The organism is Pseudomonas sp. LBUM1661 (assembly GCF_059695925.1).
In genome coordinates this window covers 868,644-885,337 of the sequence record NZ_CP166794.1, presented here as the reverse complement: position 1 = coordinate 885,337, position 16,694 = coordinate 868,644, and the positions used below count along the sequence as shown (strand labels likewise).

15 protein-coding genes and 2 tRNA genes are annotated in these 16,694 nt (G+C 58.3%); 1 reads left to right on the top strand and 16 read right to left on the bottom strand.

Features of this window, described 5'->3' with window-relative positions; all coding sequences use genetic code 11:
• Positions 1-5: 5 nt before the first annotated feature.
• The 10 genes from nusA to rlmE all read right to left on the bottom strand — a co-directional run bounded on the left by nusA (position 6) and on the right by rlmE (position 8,580).
• The gene (gene nusA / locus ACA057_RS03990) at positions 6-1,487 is read right to left on the bottom strand and encodes a transcription termination factor NusA (protein WP_008024459.1); all 1,482 of its coding nucleotides are present in this window, start codon (positions 1,485-1,487) and stop codon (positions 6-8) included.
• Positions 1,488-1,534: 47 nt separating this feature from the next.
• Positions 1,535-1,993 (bottom strand): ribosome maturation factor RimP, encoded by a 459-nt coding sequence (gene rimP / locus ACA057_RS03985; protein WP_010463487.1) that lies wholly within the window; start codon positions 1,991-1,993, stop codon positions 1,535-1,537.
• 138 nt (positions 1,994-2,131) lie between these two features.
• Positions 2,132-2,208, bottom strand: a tRNA-Met gene (locus ACA057_RS03980).
• Between the two features lie 96 nt (positions 2,209-2,304).
• Positions 2,305-2,390: transfer RNA gene (locus tag ACA057_RS03975), tRNA-Leu, on the bottom strand.
• Positions 2,391-2,412: 22 nt separating this feature from the next.
• Positions 2,413-2,796 carry a preprotein translocase subunit SecG gene (gene secG, locus ACA057_RS03970; protein ID WP_017336473.1) on the bottom strand — a complete coding sequence of 128 codons (384 nt, stop codon included), beginning with the start codon at positions 2,794-2,796 and terminating at the stop codon, positions 2,413-2,415.
• Positions 2,797-2,800: 4 nt separating this feature from the next.
• Positions 2,801-3,556, bottom strand: coding sequence for a triose-phosphate isomerase (gene tpiA, locus ACA057_RS03965; protein ID WP_497346113.1), 756 nt, complete (start codon positions 3,554-3,556; stop codon positions 2,801-2,803).
• Positions 3,557-3,622: 66 nt separating this feature from the next.
• Positions 3,623-4,960 carry a phosphoglucosamine mutase gene (gene glmM, locus ACA057_RS03960; RefSeq protein WP_401363245.1) on the bottom strand — a complete coding sequence of 446 codons (1,338 nt, stop codon included), beginning with the start codon at positions 4,958-4,960 and terminating at the stop codon, positions 3,623-3,625.
• Between the two features lie 16 nt (positions 4,961-4,976).
• The gene (folP, locus tag ACA057_RS03955) at positions 4,977-5,828 is read right to left on the bottom strand and encodes a dihydropteroate synthase (protein ID WP_497346111.1); all 852 of its coding nucleotides are present in this window, start codon (positions 5,826-5,828) and stop codon (positions 4,977-4,979) included.
• A gap of 8 nt (positions 5,829-5,836) precedes the next feature.
• Entirely contained in the window at positions 5,837-7,747 is a 1,911-nt protein-coding gene (gene ftsH / locus ACA057_RS03950) for an ATP-dependent zinc metalloprotease FtsH (RefSeq protein ID WP_017336469.1), read from the bottom strand.
• Between the two features lie 203 nt (positions 7,748-7,950).
• A complete protein-coding gene (gene rlmE, locus ACA057_RS03945; protein ID WP_497346108.1) occupies positions 7,951-8,580 on the bottom strand; it encodes a 23S rRNA (uridine(2552)-2'-O)-methyltransferase RlmE in 630 nt (209 codons plus the stop codon).
• 105 nt (positions 8,581-8,685) lie between these two features.
• Here rlmE and ACA057_RS03940 point away from each other — a divergent pair, with 105 nt between their 5' ends.
• Positions 8,686-8,994: a YhbY family RNA-binding protein gene (locus ACA057_RS03940; protein WP_059403182.1), complete on the top strand. Its 309-nt coding sequence runs from the start codon at positions 8,686-8,688 to the stop codon at positions 8,992-8,994.
• 9 nt (positions 8,995-9,003) lie between these two features.
• On the opposite strand, the gene ACA057_RS03935 is transcribed toward ACA057_RS03940, so the two are convergent.
• The 6 genes from ACA057_RS03935 to dnaJ form a co-directional block, all read right to left on the bottom strand.
• Positions 9,004-9,408 (bottom strand): MFS transporter, encoded by a 405-nt coding sequence (locus ACA057_RS03935; protein WP_497346106.1) that lies wholly within the window; start codon positions 9,406-9,408, stop codon positions 9,004-9,006.
• 28 nt (positions 9,409-9,436) lie between these two features.
• Complete coding sequence (gene greA, locus ACA057_RS03930; protein ID WP_033058235.1) at positions 9,437-9,913, bottom strand: transcription elongation factor GreA; 477 nt, start codon at positions 9,911-9,913, stop codon at positions 9,437-9,439.
• Positions 9,914-9,915: 2 nt separating this feature from the next.
• A complete protein-coding gene (carB, locus tag ACA057_RS03925) occupies positions 9,916-13,137 on the bottom strand; it encodes a carbamoyl-phosphate synthase large subunit (RefSeq protein WP_497346104.1) in 3,222 nt (1,073 codons plus the stop codon).
• Between the two features lie 118 nt (positions 13,138-13,255).
• Positions 13,256-14,392, bottom strand: coding sequence for a glutamine-hydrolyzing carbamoyl-phosphate synthase small subunit (gene carA / locus ACA057_RS03920; RefSeq protein ID WP_497346102.1), 1,137 nt, complete (start codon positions 14,390-14,392; stop codon positions 13,256-13,258).
• A gap of 259 nt (positions 14,393-14,651) precedes the next feature.
• Positions 14,652-15,458, bottom strand: a complete 807-nt coding sequence (dapB, locus tag ACA057_RS03915) for a 4-hydroxy-tetrahydrodipicolinate reductase (RefSeq protein WP_401363225.1) — start codon at positions 15,456-15,458, stop codon at positions 14,652-14,654.
• A gap of 9 nt (positions 15,459-15,467) precedes the next feature.
• Positions 15,468-16,592, bottom strand: coding sequence for a molecular chaperone DnaJ (gene dnaJ / locus ACA057_RS03910; protein WP_401363222.1), 1,125 nt, complete (start codon positions 16,590-16,592; stop codon positions 15,468-15,470).
• Positions 16,593-16,694 lie beyond the last annotated feature (102 nt).

Below are 16,694 nucleotides of genomic sequence, written 5' to 3'. Positions count from 1 at the left end.
CCTAATTACTCGAACCAGTGGGCTCGGGCGGCCATGATCAACTTGCCGGCACGATCATCGTCAATGCCGTCGATGTCGAGCAGATCGTCAATAGACTGCTCGGCCAGGTCTTCGCGGGTAATTACGCCGCGCACCGCCAGTTCCATCGCCAAATCCTTGTCCATACCCTCAAGCGAGAGCAGGTCTTCGGCCGGATGGGCGTCTGCCAGCTTTTCCTCAGTAGCGATGGCTTTGGTCAACAAACGATCCTTGGCGCGAGCGCGAAGCTCGTTGACGGTTTCTTCGTCAAAGCCGTCGATGTTGAGCATTTCTTCCAACGGTACGTAGGCAATCTCTTCCAGGCTGGTGAAACCTTCATCTACCAGCACCTGTGCCAGGTCTTCGTCGACTTCCAGCTCGTCGATGAAGTTGCGCAGGATGTCGCCGGTTTCTGCTTGCTGCTTAGCCTGGATGTCCGATTCGGTCATCACGTTCAGGGTCCAGCCAGTCAACTGGCTAGCCAGACGCACGTTCTGACCACCGCGACCGATGGCCTGAGCCAGATTGTCTGCGCCAACGGCGATGTCCATTGCATGGGCATCTTCGTCAACGATAATTGCCGCCACTTCAGCCGGCGACATTGCATTGATCACAAACTGAGCCGGGTTATCGTCCCACAGGACGATGTCCACACGCTCACCGCCCAACTCGCCCGACACTGCCTGGACGCGCGAACCGCGCATACCGATGCAAGCGCCCTGCGGGTCGATGCGTTTGTCCTTGGAGCGGACCGCGATCTTGGCGCGCGAACCCGGGTCACGGGATGCAGCCATTACTTCGATCAGGCCTTCAGCGATTTCCGGCACTTCGATGCGGAACAACTCGATCAGCATTTCCGGCGCGGTACGCGACAGGATCAGCTGCGGGCCGCGGTTCTCGGTGCGGATTTCCTTGAGCAGCGCACGCAGACGCACGCCAACCCGGAAGGTTTCGCGAGAGATGATGTCTTCACGAGCCAGCAACGCTTCAGCGTTGTTACCCAGGTCGACAATCACGTTGTCTCGGGTCACTTTCTTCACGGTGCCGGAGATGATTTCCCCCAGGCGCTCGCGGTAAGCGTCAACAACCTGAGCGCGCTCGGCTTCGCGAACTTTCTGCACGATGACTTGCTTGGCAGTCTGTGCAGCAATGCGGCCGAACTCGATCGATTCGATTTTTTCTTCGACGACATCACCCACCTGAGCACCAGGATGCGTTTCTGCAACCTTGCTCGGCCAGGTTTCGATGGCCGGATCGTCCAGGTCAGCTTCTTCAACGACCGTCCAGCGACGGAAAGTCTCGTAAGCACCGGTGTGGCGATTGATTTCCACACGCAGATCAACTTCGTCCTCAAAACGCTTTTTGGTAGCAGTGGCCAGGGCCAGCTCCAGCGCTTCAAAAATTACGTTTGCCGGTACGCCCTTTTCATTGGATACCGACTCAACAACCAGCAGTACTTCTTTGCTCATCGTACGCCTCGCCTTTCGCAAGCCATTGGATCCGCGGGATCCGCGTCTCAGTCAAAACTGGGAATAATGTTGGCCTTGTCGATCATATCGATCGGCAACAGGAACTCATGGTCTTCTACCTGCACCACGACGTCCTGCTCTTCTACACCGCGCAGAAGGCCCTGAAAGTTGCGTCGTCCTTCAAAAGGCGAGCGCAGCTTGATCTTCACTTGTTCACCGGCAAATTTTGCAAACTGCTCAATAGTGAACAGTGGGCGTTCCATGCCAGGCGAGGAAACTTCAAGGGTATATTCAACGGCGATTGGATCTTCAACGTCCAGGACACCGCTGATCTGACGGCTGACGATGGCACAATCGTCCACCAGCACGCCGCCTTCCTTATCAATATAAACGCGCAACATTGAGTGGCGACCTTGAGCCGAAAACTCAATACCCCAGCATTCATAGCCTAGGGCCACGACCACCGGGGCCAGCAAGGCCTGCAACTCTTCTAGCTTGCTCGACACCTGAACCCCCTCGTGCATGTATGTGCATGCTGTGCAAAATAAAAAAATGGGCGAAACGCCCATCCTTGAAACGCCGTCGAATAGCGGCGTTGAAAGTGTCCAGCTAACAAAAAGCCCCTTAAAAGGGGCTCCTTAAACTGGTTGCGGGGGCCGGATTTGAACCGACGACCTTCGGGTTATGAGCCCGACGAGCTACCAGACTGCTCCACCCCGCGACAAAGCTGGGGCGGAAGTATACGACCGATCCCTGACAGGGTCAATGTAACCTTCCACCTACAAGAAAGCCCGCAACAGCGGGCTCTCCTGATAATTGGTACCGAGAAGGGGACTCGAACCCCTACACCCTATGGGCACAACCACCTCAAGGTTGCGTGTCTACCAATTCCACCACCTCGGCAATACTACGTTTGAAACCCTTCTTACTTTTGCTCTTGAGCTGGAGGCACGTCAGTCGCTGGAGTAGCCGACTTTTGCTCTTGAAGCACCGGTACATCATCAGAAGCCGGTTGTTGCTTTGGAACTTCCAACACTGCCGGGTTTGGCAAACCTACTTGAGTCAGCTGGTGAGCCTTCTCTTTAGCAAAGTAACCTAACCCTAAGCTGGTTATGAAGAAACCGGCGGCAAGTATAGCAGTAAACTTACTAAGAAAGGTAGAGGAACCTTGGCTTCCGAACACAGTATTTGAAGCACCTGCTCCGAAAGACGCGCCAGCATCCGCACCTTTACCCTGCTGCAGCAATACCAAGGCAACTACGCCCAATGCACCCAGCAGATGAAAAACGACTACGACTGTTTCCAGCATTTTTTCAGTTTCCCGCGGCGCGACAAATCGCACCGAACTCATCTGCATTCAGGGAAGCTCCACCAATGAGCCCCCCATCGATATCCGGCATGCCGAACAGTTCGACCGCATTGGCCGCCTTCACGCTGCCGCCGTATAGAAGCCGCACACCTTGTGCGACCTCAGAATTCTCTGCCGCCAACTGAGCGCGAATGGCTGCGTGCACATCCTGCGCCTGTTGCGGCGAAGCAGTCAGCCCGGTGCCAATGGCCCAGACCGGCTCGTAAGCAATTACTGCATTTGCAAAGACACCAACACCCAGCTTCTCAATGATACTGCCCAGCTGACGCCCGACAACCTCAAGAGTTTTCCCGGCTTCGCGCTGCTCGAGGGTTTCCCCTACGCACAACACCGGAATCAAGCCACATGCCTGCGCCGCTTCGAACTTGCGAATGAGTGTTTCATCATTCTCGCCGATGATCTGGCGACGTTCGGAGTGCCCGACGAGCACCAGGGCGCAACCCTCTTCGGCCAGCTGACTCGGTGCAATTTCACCGGTCAACGCACCTTGCCTGGATTCCACCGCAGCGTTCTGCGCGCCGACCTTGATCGACTTGCCTTCCAGACCATCAATCACTTGATTGATATGCAAGAAAGACGGAAATACTGCCACATCAACACCGCTCGGCAAGGCGAGATTACTCAAGCCCTTGATCAGCTCAGCGACGCTGGCGCGGGTACCGTGCATCTTCCAGTTACCAGCTACCATAGGGCGACGCATGCTGTACCTCGTCGGTCAAAGTGGGCGCAGATGTTACCCAACACAATCATGGCTGGCAAGCCGTAATCAGGCAGAAACTTCAGTAACCAGTTCTGCCAGCTCCTCGGCATAGCCACGAACCTGCGTTTCGTCTTCGCCTTCGACCATCACACGCACCAGCGGCTCCGTGCCGGACTTGCGCAACAGCACACGGCCACGGCCAGCCATCGCCTGGGTAACGCGCTCGCTGGCCTCTTTGACAGAAGGATGATCGAGCGGGCTTGCACCACCGCCGAAACGCACATTGATCAGCACCTGAGGGCACTTGCGCAACGCCTGACGCGATTGAGCCAGCGATTCTGAGCGAGTCTTCAGCGCCATCAACACCTGCAGCGCAGCAATGATCGCATCACCGGTAGTGGTGTGACTGAAGCAGACAATATGCCCCGAATTTTCACCACCCAAGACCCAGTTGCGCTCCAGCAGGTCCGCGATCACATAGCGGTCGCCGACGTTGGCGCGCACAAAAGGAATCGACAGATCGGCCAGGGCCAGCTCCAGCCCCAGGTTACTCATCAGCGTGCCGACTACACCGCCGTGCAATTTGTCACGCCCATGCAGGTCGCGAGCAATGATGAACAGCAGCTCGTCACCATCGACGACAGTGCCAGTGTGATCCACCATCAGGACCCGGTCACCATCACCATCAAACGCAATACCCAGATCGGCGTGCTCGGCCAAAACCGCAGCCTGCAGCGGGCCCATATGGGTCGAACCGCAATTTTCGTTGATGTTCAGACCGTTAGGTTGCGCCGACAGTACAACGACGTCAGCCCCCAACTCACGAAAAACGCTAGGCGCCACCTTGTAGGTCGCACCGTGAGCGCAGTCGATCACGATCTTGAGACCTGCGAAGCTGGTACCGGTCGGGACGCTGCTCTTGCAGAATTCGATGTAACGACCCGAAGCGTCGTTAATCCGCGAAACCTTGCCGATCTTGCTCGACTCAACCACGGTCATCGGGGTGTCGAGCAACTCTTCGATCATCAGCTCGATTTCATCCGGAAGCTTGGTGCCCTTTCCGGAGAAAAACTTGATGCCGTTATCATCGTGAGGATTGTGCGAAGCACTGATCACGATGCCGGCTTCGGCATGAAAAGTACGCGTCAAGTAGGCGATGGCCGGCGTCGGCATCGGGCCCAAGAGCATCACGTCAGCACCTGCCGACGTCAGCCCGGCCTCGAGCGCCGATTCGAACATATAACCGGAGATCCGCGTGTCCTTGCCCACCAGCACCTTGCAGGCGCCCATTTTGCGGAATGCCATGCCCGCCGCCCAGCCGAGCTTGAGCATAAAGTCAGGAGTAATCGGGTATTCGCCTACGCGACCACGAATGCCGTCGGTACCAAAATATTTTCTAGTCATTAGCGCTCCATCATTCTTATTCGGCTGATTCTACTGCGGCGATCATCCTCACCACATCGACTGTTTCGGCCACATCATGGACGCGCAATATACGCGCGCCCTTGATCGAAGCCAGCGCCGCGAGCGCCAGGCCGCCAGGCAGTCGCTTTCCGACCGGGCGACTCAACGCCTGGCCTATCATGCTCTTTCGCGAAACCCCGACCAACAGGGGCCGCCCCAAGGCATGCAGGGCTTGCATATGCTTGAACAAGCTTAGATTGTGCTGCAGGTTTTTTGCGAAGCCAAAGCCCGGATCAAGGATGATCCGCTCAGCCGGAATCCCTACCGACGCACATTGAGCCATGCGCTCGGCGAGAAACTCGCCCACCTCTCTTGTAACGTCCTGATAGTGCGGATTGTCCTGCATATCGCCCGGCTCACCGAGCATGTGCATCAGACAAACCGGCAGACCCGTGGCCGCCGCGGCATCCAGAGCACCATCGCGTCGCAGCGCCCGCACGTCATTGATCAACCCCGCGCCAAGTCGCGCCGTTTCGCGCATGACCGCCGGCGTAGAGGTATCGACCGAGATAATGACATCCAGCTCGCGATTGATGCGCTCAACGATGGGCGCTACACGCTCCAGCTCTTCCAGCGGTGAAACCGCCCTGGCACCCGGCCGGGTCGACTCGCCGCCGACATCGATCAGCGTCGCGCCAGCCGCCACCATGGCTTCGGCGTGGCGCAAGGCCGCATCGAGCTGGCTGTATTGGCCACCGTCAGAGAAGGAATCAGGAGTGACATTGAGAATACCCATGACATGCGTCTGGGCCAAATCAAGAACCCGGTTGCCGCAAGGCAACCGGGTTGAGGACTGAACAGAAGTCATTTCAAACCTTAAACGTCAGCAGCCGGACCGCCGATCGGTGTTTCCGGACGCGGATCCTGCACTGCCGGAGGTGTTCCGGAAGTACCGGTGCCGCCCGACCAGTCGCGAGGCTCGCGAGGCGTACGACCCGCCATGATGTCGTCGATCTGATCAGCATCAATCGTTTCGTACTTCATCAAGGCATCAGCCATGGCGTCGAGCTTGTCACGGTTATCCGTGAGGATCTGCTTGGCCGTGCCGTAGCACTGGTCAATGATGCTGCGGACTTCGGAGTCGATCAGCTTCGCTGTCTCACCGGAGAAACTTGCACTCTGACCACCACCGCCACGACCGAGGAACACCTCGCCCTCTTCTTCGGCATACATCAACGGACCGAGTTTTTCCGACAGGCCCCACTTGGTCACCATGTTCCGTGCAATCTGACTGGCACGCATGATGTCGTTGGAGGCACCGGTGGTGACGCCATCGAAGCCCAGGGTCATTTCTTCAGCGATACGGCCGCCGTACAGCGAGCAGATCTGACTGATCAACGCACGCTTGGACAGGCTGTAGCGATCTTCTTCCGGCAGGAACATGGTCACACCCAGCGCACGACCGCGCGGGATGATCGAGACCTTGTACACCGGATCATGCTCAGGCACGACGCGACCCACGATAGCGTGGCCTGCTTCGTGATAAGCGGTGTTCTGCTTCTCTTTCTCGGACATGACCATGGATTTGCGCTCGGCGCCCATCATGATCTTGTCTTTGGCCAGTTCGAACTCTTTCATTTCGACGATGCGCTTGCCAGTGCGGGCAGCAAACAACGACGCCTCGTTCACCAGGTTGGCCAGGTCGGCACCAGAGAAACCGGGAGTGCCACGTGCGATGACGGCCGGAGCGACGTCGTCGCCCATTGGCACTTTGCGCATGTGAACCTTGAGAATCTGCTCGCGACCACGGATATCCGGCAGACCGACCACGACCTGACGGTCGAAACGACCCGGACGCAGCAAGGCAGGGTCCAGTACGTCTGGACGGTTGGTGGCCGCAATGACGATGATGCCGTCATTCATTTCGAAGCCGTCCATCTCTACCAGCAACTGGTTGAGCGTCTGCTCGCGCTCGTCGTGACCGCCGCCCATGCCGGCGCCACGGTGGCGACCGACGGCGTCGATTTCATCGATGAAGATGATGCAAGGAGCGTGTTTCTTGGCCTGTTCAAACATGTCGCGAACACGGCTGGCACCGACACCGACGAACATCTCGACGAAATCGGAACCGGAAATGGTGAAAAAAGGCACTTTGGCTTCGCCGGCAATCGCCTTGGCCAGCAAGGTTTTACCGGTACCAGGAGGACCCACCATCAGTACGCCGCGAGGAATACGACCACCCAGGCGCTGGAACTTGCCCGGATCGCGCAGGAACTCGACCAGCTCACCGACTTCTTCCTTGGCTTCGTCGCAACCGGCAACGTCAGCCAGGGTCGTTTTTACCTGATCTTCGGAGAGCAGGCGCGCCTTGCTCTTGCCAAAGCTCATCGGCCCGCCTTTGCCACCAGCCCCGCCCTGCATCTGCCGCATGAAGAACATGAACACGGCGATGATCACCAGGATCGGGAAGCTCGCAACCAGGAGTTGAGTCCAGATGCTCTGCTGCTCAGGCTGCTTGCCTTCGACTACGACGTGGTTGTCCACGAGGTCGCCGATCAGACCGTTGTCCTGGATTGCCGGACGAATGGTCTTGAAGCTGTCGCCATCGTTGCGTTTGCCGGTAATCACATAGCCATCAACGGCTACGCGCTCGACCTTGCCATCCTTGACCTGCTGGATGAAGTCGGAATAGTTGAGGGTCTGCGGCTCGTTAGGACTGGAGAAGTTGTTCATCACCGTCACCAGGACAGCCGCGATGATCAACCACAGGATCAGATTCTTTGCCATATCGTTCAATTAACTACCCTCTGAAGCAAGCTCCGCTAATGGCGCGCGCTTCGCATGATATTCACCGGCCTAACTTACTACATTACCTACGACTCTGGCAGGCGCCGTCTGTAACCCTTTGTGAAACACTTTCTACACGATATTCGCTAATGCTCACGAGGCGAAATACGAAAAACCTATCGCCCCGCCAAAAAAACCTCGTTTTACTCACTACGCCCGCGGTAACCCCAAGCCAGCATGTATTGCTCGCGGGAACTGCCACGAGAAGAGTCCGGCTTGATCATCTGGATCTTGTCGAATTTCCGACGAGCATCCTTCAGGTAAACATCAAACCCTTCGCCCTGAAAAATCTTGATTACGAAATTACCACCGGGCTTGAGTATCCGTTCCGCCAAATCAAGCGCCAGCTCGCAAAGAAACATGGCTTTTGGCATGTCCACTTCAGGCGTACCACTCATATTGGGGGCCATATCGGAAATCACAAGGTCCACCTGCGAATTACCTACGGCTTCAAGGATCCGCGCGAGCACTTCGTCCTCGGTGAAGTCACCCTGGATGAAAGTCACGTCCGGAATGCTGTCCATTTCCAGAATGTCCGAGGCGATCAGACGCCCCTCACCCCCGATCAGGCGGCTAGTCACCTGCGACCACCCCCCGGGCGCCGCACCCAGGTCGACAACGCTCATGCCGGGACGGATCAGTTTGTATTTCTCCTGGACCTCCAGAAGCTTGTAACTCGCACGCGAGCGGTAGCCATCCTTCTGCGCCTGCTTCACATAGGGATCATTGACATGTCTTTGCAGCCATTTAAGGCTTGTCTTGGAACGGGCCACGGGCCACCTCGAAAATAAAACGGGTCGTGATTAACTGGGCGGTCCCGGACTCGCTCGGGTAAACTGGCCGCCGCTTTTTACAAGATCAGACGCAGGGGTCAGATTATGCCGCTCACTCAAGAGCAGAAGAAACAGTACAAATCCATTGGCCACCATCTGAAACCGGTTTTGATCGTGGCTGACAACGGTTTGACTGAAGGTGTGTTAGCCGAACTCGAACGCGCTTTGGCGGATCACGAGCTGATTAAAATCAAGCTCAACATCCTCGATCGCGAATCGCGCCTGGCGTCCGTTGCAGAACTGTGCAAGGTCGGCAAAGCGGATCTGGTTCAAGTCATCGGCAAGATGGCACTGATTTACCGCAAGAACTTCAGCGTCAACAAGCAGCTGTCGAACGTTCATCGCTTCAAGTGATGACAAGGGTCAAGGGTGTGCTTCGCGCACCCTGCCGCTCCATCCAGGCACCGGCTGCAACACCAGCACCAGCCCGGAAAAACCCAGCACCAGATAGCTGAACACCTGCCAACGCACCGCATCCGGCCAACCGAAGCGCACGGCGAAAAACATCCCGCACGCATACAGGGCCATCAACAGCAGTTGCCCACGAATATCGCGCCATAGACTGGCAAGGCCCTCGGCCTGAATCAGCACCAAAGCCTGGAACATCACACACGCTGTGGCAAATCCCACCATCAGCGCATTCAGCATGCCTGCAATTTCGTCGATCAGCAGCGGCGCCAGGCCAATCTGGCCCAGCACCGGCAGCAGGCCGATGTGTAACAGCCACAGGCCACCCACCCACAACATCTGAGTCAGCTGCCAAAACATGGCGCCCGCACGTAGCGGGCGCCGTTGTTTAGATGTGGCGGACTTCGACAATCTCGTACTCGATAACGCCACCCGGCGTTTTCACGGCAACCACATCACCCTCTTCCTTGGCAATCAAGGCGCGGGCCAGTGGCGAACCGACCGAAATCTTGCCCAGTTTGAAGTCAGCCTCATCCTCACCCACGATGTGGTAAGTGACGCTTTCATCCGTCTCGACGTTGGCGATTTCAACGGTGGTGCCGAAAATCACCTTGCCGGTGTGAGGAATGGTCGTGACATCGATGATGACCGCATTCTGCATGCGGCCTTCAATGTCGCGGATCCGCGCCTCGACCATACCTTGCTGCTCGCGAGCAGCGTGGTATTCGGCGTTTTCCTTCAAGTCACCCAACTCGCGGGCCGTACCGATGTCCTGGCTGAGCTTCGGACGGACGACCTTGGTCAGGTGAGCGTGTTCTTCTTCCAGGGCCTTGGCGCCCTGAACGGTCATTGGGTACTTGGTTATGCTCATGCCTTCAATCCTGCGTGTAGATCCTGCAAGCGGCGCACGGTCTTCTCGGGACCGAACTTCAGCGCTTCGCAGATGGCTTCGCCAGCAGCAATGGTGGTGGTGCAGTAGATCTTGTGCTGCAAGGCATTACGACGAATGGAATAGGAGTCAGCGATCGACTGACGGCCTTCGGTGGTGTTGATGATCAGGGTGACTTCGTCATTCTTGATCATGTCGACCACGTGCGGACGACCTTCGGTCACCTTATTCACACGACGCACTTTCAGGCCTGCCGCTTCAATCAGCTTGGCAGTACCGGCAGTGGCGACCACTTCGAAACCCAAGTTGATCAGATCACGGGCCACGCCTGCAACCAGTGGCTTGTCGTCGTCACGCACGCTGATGAACGCGGTACCGCCGGTCGGCAGCACTTCGCTGGCGCCCATTTGAGCCTTGGCGAATGCTTCGCCAAAGGTGTCGCCCACGCCCATCACTTCACCGGTGGACTTCATCTCTGGGCCCAGGATCGGGTCCACACCAGGGAATTTGGCGAATGGGAACACCGCCTCTTTCACACTGTAGAAGTTCGGGATGATTTCCTTGGTGAAGCCGATTTCCTTCAGGGTTTTACCGGCCATCACGCGAGCCGCGATCATTGCCAGGGAAACACCGATGCACTTGGACACGAACGGTACGGTACGGGAAGCGCGCGGGTTGACTTCGATGACGTAAATGTCTTCGCCTTGCAGCGCCAACTGAACGTTCATCAGGCCGACAACACCCAGTTCCAGGGCCATTTTCTTGACCTGTTCGCGCATCTCGTCCTGGATGTGCGCAGGCAGCGAGTACGGCGGCAGGGAGCACGCGGAGTCACCGGAGTGAACGCCGGCCTGCTCGATGTGCTGCATGATTGCGCCGATCACCACGTCGGTACCGTCGCACACCGCATCCACGTCCATTTCGATGGCGCAGTTGAGGAAGTGGTCGAGCAGCACCGGGCTGTCGTTGGACACTTTCACCGCGTCACGCAGGTAGCGCTTGAGTTCTTCTTCTTCGTAGACGATTTCCATCGCACGACCGCCCAGTACATAGGACGGACGCACTACCAGCGGGTAACCGATCTTGGCGGCGGCACGAATTGCTTCGTCTTCGCTGCGCACGGTGGCGTTTGGCGGCTGACGCAGGTTCAGGCGCTCAACCATTTGCTGGAAGCGCTCGCGGTCTTCAGCGCGGTCGATGGCGTCAGGGCTGGTGCCGATGATCGGTACGCCAGCTTCTTCCAGGGCACGCGCTAGTTTCAACGGGGTTTGGCCGCCGTACTGGACGATCACGCCTTTGGGCTTCTCGACGCGGCATATTTCCAGCACGTCTTCCAGGGTCACTGGCTCGAAGTACAGGCGATCGGAGGTGTCGTAGTCGGTGGAGACGGTTTCCGGGTTGCAGTTGACCATGATGGTCTCGTACCCGTCTTCGCGCAGCGCCAGTGCCGCGTGTACGCAGCAGTAGTCGAATTCGATGCCCTGGCCGATACGGTTTGGACCGCCGCCGAGGATCATGATCTTGTCGCGGCCGGATGGCGCAGCTTCGCACTCTTCCTCGTAAGTCGAGTACATGTAGGCGGTGTCAGTGGCGAACTCGGCTGCGCAGGTGTCAACGCGCTTGTAGACCGGGAAGATCTCGAGCTTGTGACGGTGGCGACGCAGCGCCTTCTCGGTCACGCCCAGCAGCTTGGCCAGACGCATGTCGGAGAAGCCTTTGCGCTTGAGGCGGAACATCAAGTCGCGGTCGATGCTGGCCAGACCCAGGGTCTTGACCTTCTCTTCTTCCTTGATCAGATCTTCGATCTGCACCAGGAACCACGGGTCGATCATGTTCATGCCGAAGATGTCTTCGACCGACAGGCCGGCGCGGAAAGCGTCAGCCACGTACCAGATACGCTCGGCGCCCGGCACGGTCAGCTCGCGCTTGAGCACGCTCATGCTTTCCGGGTTGCTCAGGTCGAGCTTTTCGTCCAGACCGCAAACGCCCACTTCCAGGCCGCGCAGGGCTTTCTGCAGGGACTCCTGGAAGGTCCGGCCGATGGCCATGACCTCACCGACCGACTTCATTTGAGTGGTCAGGCGTGCGTCGGCTTTCGGGAATTTTTCGAAGGCGAAGCGTGGCAGCTTGGTGACGACGTAGTCGATCGACGGCTCGAAGGACGCAGGCGTCGCGCCGCCGGTGATTTCGTTCTGCAGCTCGTCCAGGGTGTAGCCGATCGCCAGCTTGGCAGCGATACGCGCGATCGGGAAACCAGTGGCTTTCGAGGCCAGTGCCGAAGAGCGGGATACACGCGGGTTCATCTCGATCACGACCATACGGCCGGTGTCCGGGCAAATGCCGAACTGAACGTTGGAGCCGCCGGTTTCAACGCCGATCTCACGCAGTACCGCCAGGGAGGCGTTCCGCATGATCTGGTATTCCTTGTCCGTCAGGGTTTGTGCTGGAGCCACGGTGATCGAGTCACCGGTGTGCACGCCCATTGGATCAAAGTTTTCGATCGAGCAAACGATGATGCAGTTGTCCTTCTTATCGCGGACAACCTCCATCTCGTATTCTTTCCAGCCGATCAGGGATTCGTCGATCAGCAGCTCTTTGGTCGGCGACAAGTCGAGACCGCGGGCGCAGATTTCTTCGAACTCTTCACGGTTGTAAGCGATACCGCCACCGGTGCCGCCCATGGTGAAGGACGGACGGATGATGCACGGGAAGCCGAGCTTTTCGAGGACCGCGTTGGCCTCTTCCATGCTGTGGGCGATACCGGAGCGCGGGCAATCCAGGCCGATGGATTTCATCGCCTTGTCGAAGCGCGAACGGTCTTCAGCCTTATCGATGGTGTCAGCGTTGGCGCCGATCATCTCTACGCCGAACTTCTCCAGAACGCCTTCGCGCTCCAGGTCCAGTGCGCAGTTCAGGGCGGTCTGGCCACCCATGGTCGGCAGCAGCGCGTCCGGACGCTCTTTTTCGATGATCTTGGCAACGGTCTGCCACTTGATCGGCTCGATATAGGTCGCGTCGGCCATGTCCGGGTCGGTCATGATGGTCGCTGGGTTGGAGTTCACCAGGATGACGCGGTAACCCTCTTCGCGCAGGGCTTTACAGGCCTGGGCGCCGGAGTAGTCGAATTCGCAGGCCTGGCCGATCACGATCGGGCCAGCGCCGAGAATCAGGATGCTTTTTATGTCTGTACGTTTTGGCATGGGTTTGTCACTCAAATCCGCAGGTCAGTCGGCAAGCCGTCTTGTTCAATCTGTGAAGCCTTGAGGGGGCCGCCGGTGTCGGGACCGCCCTCAAGCTCTGCAACATCAAGGCGAGCGATTAGCGTCGCTTGGCCATTTCGTTGATGAAGCGATCGAACAATGGCGCTACGTCGTTCGGGCCAGGACTGGCTTCAGGGTGACCCTGGAAGCTGAAGGCGCTCTTGTCGGTACGTTCGATGCCTTGCAGGGTGCCGTCGAACAGCGATTTGTGGATCGCGCGAACGTTGGCTGGCAGGGTCGTTTCGTCTACCGCAAAACCGTGGTTCTGGCTGGTGATCATCACCACACCGCTGTCCAGGTCCTGGACCGGGTGGTTGGCACCGTGGTGGCCGTGCCCCATTTTCAGGGTCTTGGCGCCGGAGGCCAGGGCCAGCAGCTGGTGACCGAGGCAGATACCGAAGACCGGAATCTCGGTTTCCAGCACATCTTTGATCGCCTGGATCGCGTAGTCGCAAGGCTCCGGGTCACCAGGGCCGTTGGACAGGAACACGCCGTCCGGCTTCAGGGCCAGCGCTTCAGCAGCGGTCGTTTGGGCCGGCACCACGGTCACGCGGCAACCGCGCGCGACCAGCATGCGCAGGATGTTCAGCTTGACGCCGTAGTCGTAGGCCACCACGTGGTACGGCAGCTCGGAGGCGTCGATGGTCGCGTGGCTGTCGGTTTTCAAGTCCCAGACAGTCGAGCGCCACTCGTACTTCTCTTTGGTGCTGACGACTTTCGCCAGGTCCATGCCTTTGAGGCCAGGGAAGCCCTGGGCGGCGGCGATGGCGGCTTCTTCGGAGATGTTGTCACCGGCCATGATGCAGCCGTTCTGCGCGCCTTTTTCACGCAGGATGCGTGTCAGGCGGCGGGTGTCGATACCGGCGATTGCCACAACGTTGTTGGCTTTCAGGTAGTCGGACAGGGACATCGTGTTACGCCAGTTGCTCGCCACCAGTGGCAGGTCACGGATGACCAGGCCAGCGGACCAGACGCGGTCGGATTCTGCGTCTTCCGGTGTAGTACCGGTGTTGCCGATGTGCGGGTAAGTCAGGGTAACGATCTGTTGGGCGTAGGAAGGATCGGTAAGGATTTCCTGATAGCCGGTCATGGCGGTGTTGAACACCACCTCACCAACGGTTTGACCGTCGGCTCCAATGGCTTCGCCGCGAAAAATGCTGCCATCAGCAAGGGCGAGTATGGCTGGCTTAGTCAAGAAGACCTCCCGTAAATAAAGCCTGAAAGGGCGATCGCAGGTTGTAAAAAAGCGGAGTGACGTATGGACACGTCACCCCGCTTCTTCACCGAATAATTCTGCGCGCTTTTAGTGGACACACTAAAGCTGTAGCTTACAGAAAAAGGCATTTTTGGTCTACCGCCAATGAGCCTTAAAGGCCGGGGAATGCGACAGGACGTCGCTTGGCGGGGTAAAACCGGGCTCAAACGCTAGGCTTGAGCCCGATTTCGGGCGCATCTTAACGCAAATCGAGCACGTCTTGCATGTCGTAAAGGCCTGCTTCACGACCCTCCAGCCACAACGCGGCACGTACAGCGCCCTTGGCGAAGGTCATGCGACTGGAAGCCTTGTGCGTGATTTCGAGGCGCTCACCTTCACAGGCGAACAGCACCGTATGATCGCCGACCACATCACCGCCGCGCACAGTGGCGAAACCGATCGTTTCACGCTCACGCGCACCGGTGTGGCCTTCACGCCCGTAGACCGCGACTTTCTGCAGATCGCGATCCAGCGCACTGGCGATCACTTCACCCATGCGCAACGCCGTGCCCGAAGGCGCGTCAATCTTGTGCCGGTGGTGAGCCTCGATGATTTCGATGTCTGCCTCATCACCCAACACGCGAGCAGCCATGTCGAGCAGCTTCAGCGACAGGTTCACACCCACACTGAAATTGGCCGCGAACACAATCGGAATGTCCTTGCCCGCCTCGGCCAGCAACTGCTTCTGCGCAGCGTCCAACCCGGTCGTACCGATCACCATGGCCTTGCCCGCCTTGCGACAGAACGCCAGGTTTTTCAGCATGACTTCCGGCAGCGTAAAGTCGATCAACACGTCGAACTCATCAGCCACCGCCTCGACATGACCGGACAACGGCACGCCGATACGTCCGAGCGAGGCCAGCTCACCGGCATCCACACCAATCAGCGTGCTGCCAGGGCGCACAATCGCCGCCGTCAGGCCGGTCAACGGCGCGCGCTGCTGCACGGCCTCGACCAGGATTTTGCCCATGCGTCCAGCAGCGCCCATCACAGCTATACGTCGCATGCTCACTCCTTACAGATCGCCGAAGAAGCGCTTCACGCCTTCGAACCAACCGGTGGTTTTCGGCGAATGACTGTTGTCGTCTTCCAGTGAGCTGCGGAACTCTTCGAGCAATTCGCGCTGACGACGACCCAGGTTGACCGGGGTTTCAACCGCCACGCGACACATCAGGTCGCCCGCACCGCCGCCACGCACTGGCGCAACGCCTTTGCCGCGCACACGGAACTGCTTGCCGGTCTGAGTTCCTTCAGGGATTTTCAGTTTGACTCGACCATCAAGGGTCGGAATCTCCAGCTCACCACCCAATGCGGCGTCGACGAAGCTGATTGGCACCTCGCAGAACAGGTGCTTGCCGTCACGCTGGAAGATCGCGTGCTCGCGCACATTGATCACCACGTACAGGTCGCCCGTCGGCCCGCCCTGAGCCCCCGCCTCGCCTTCGCCAGACAGGCGAATGCGGTCACCGGTATCGACACCGGCCGGCACTTTCACCGACAGGGTCTTGTACTCTTCGACACGGCCTTCGCCATTGCAGGAATTGCACGGATCGGAAATGATCTTGCCCTGGCCATGGCAGCGCGGGCAGGTCTGCTGCACCGAGAAGAAACCTTGTTGCATGCGCACCTGACCGATACCGCCGCACGTCGGGCAGGTAACCGGCGATGAGCCTTTCTTGGCACCCGAGCCGTCGCACGGCTTGCAGTTGACCAGTGTCGGAACGCGGATATTCACGGTGGTACCGCGCACCGCTTCTTCCAGGTTCAGCTCCAGGGTGTAGCGCAGGTCGCTGCCGCGCTGAGCCCCGCCACGAGCACCGCCGCGACCGCCACCGAAGAAGTCACTGAAGACATCACCAAAGATGTCGGAGAAGTTCTGGCCGCCAAACCCGGCACCGCCGCCGCCCATGCTTGGGTCGACACCGGCATGACCATACTGGTCGTACGCCGCGCGTTTGCTGGAATCGGACAGCACTTCGTAGGCCTCGTTGGCCTCTTTGAACATTTCTTCCGACGCTTTGTCATCGGGATTACGGTCCGGGTGGTGTTTCATCGCCAGGCGACGGTAGGCCTTTTTCAGGTCTGCTTCGCTAGAACCACGCTCAACACCCAATACTTCGTAATAGTCACGCTTTGCCATAAGTCTTTGCACTCTTAAGGACGTCCGGCAAACCTCTCCTGAGCCTTGCCAAACTCGTTGAGCCCCAATACAGGCCCGGACCCAACTCACGTCAATTCAACG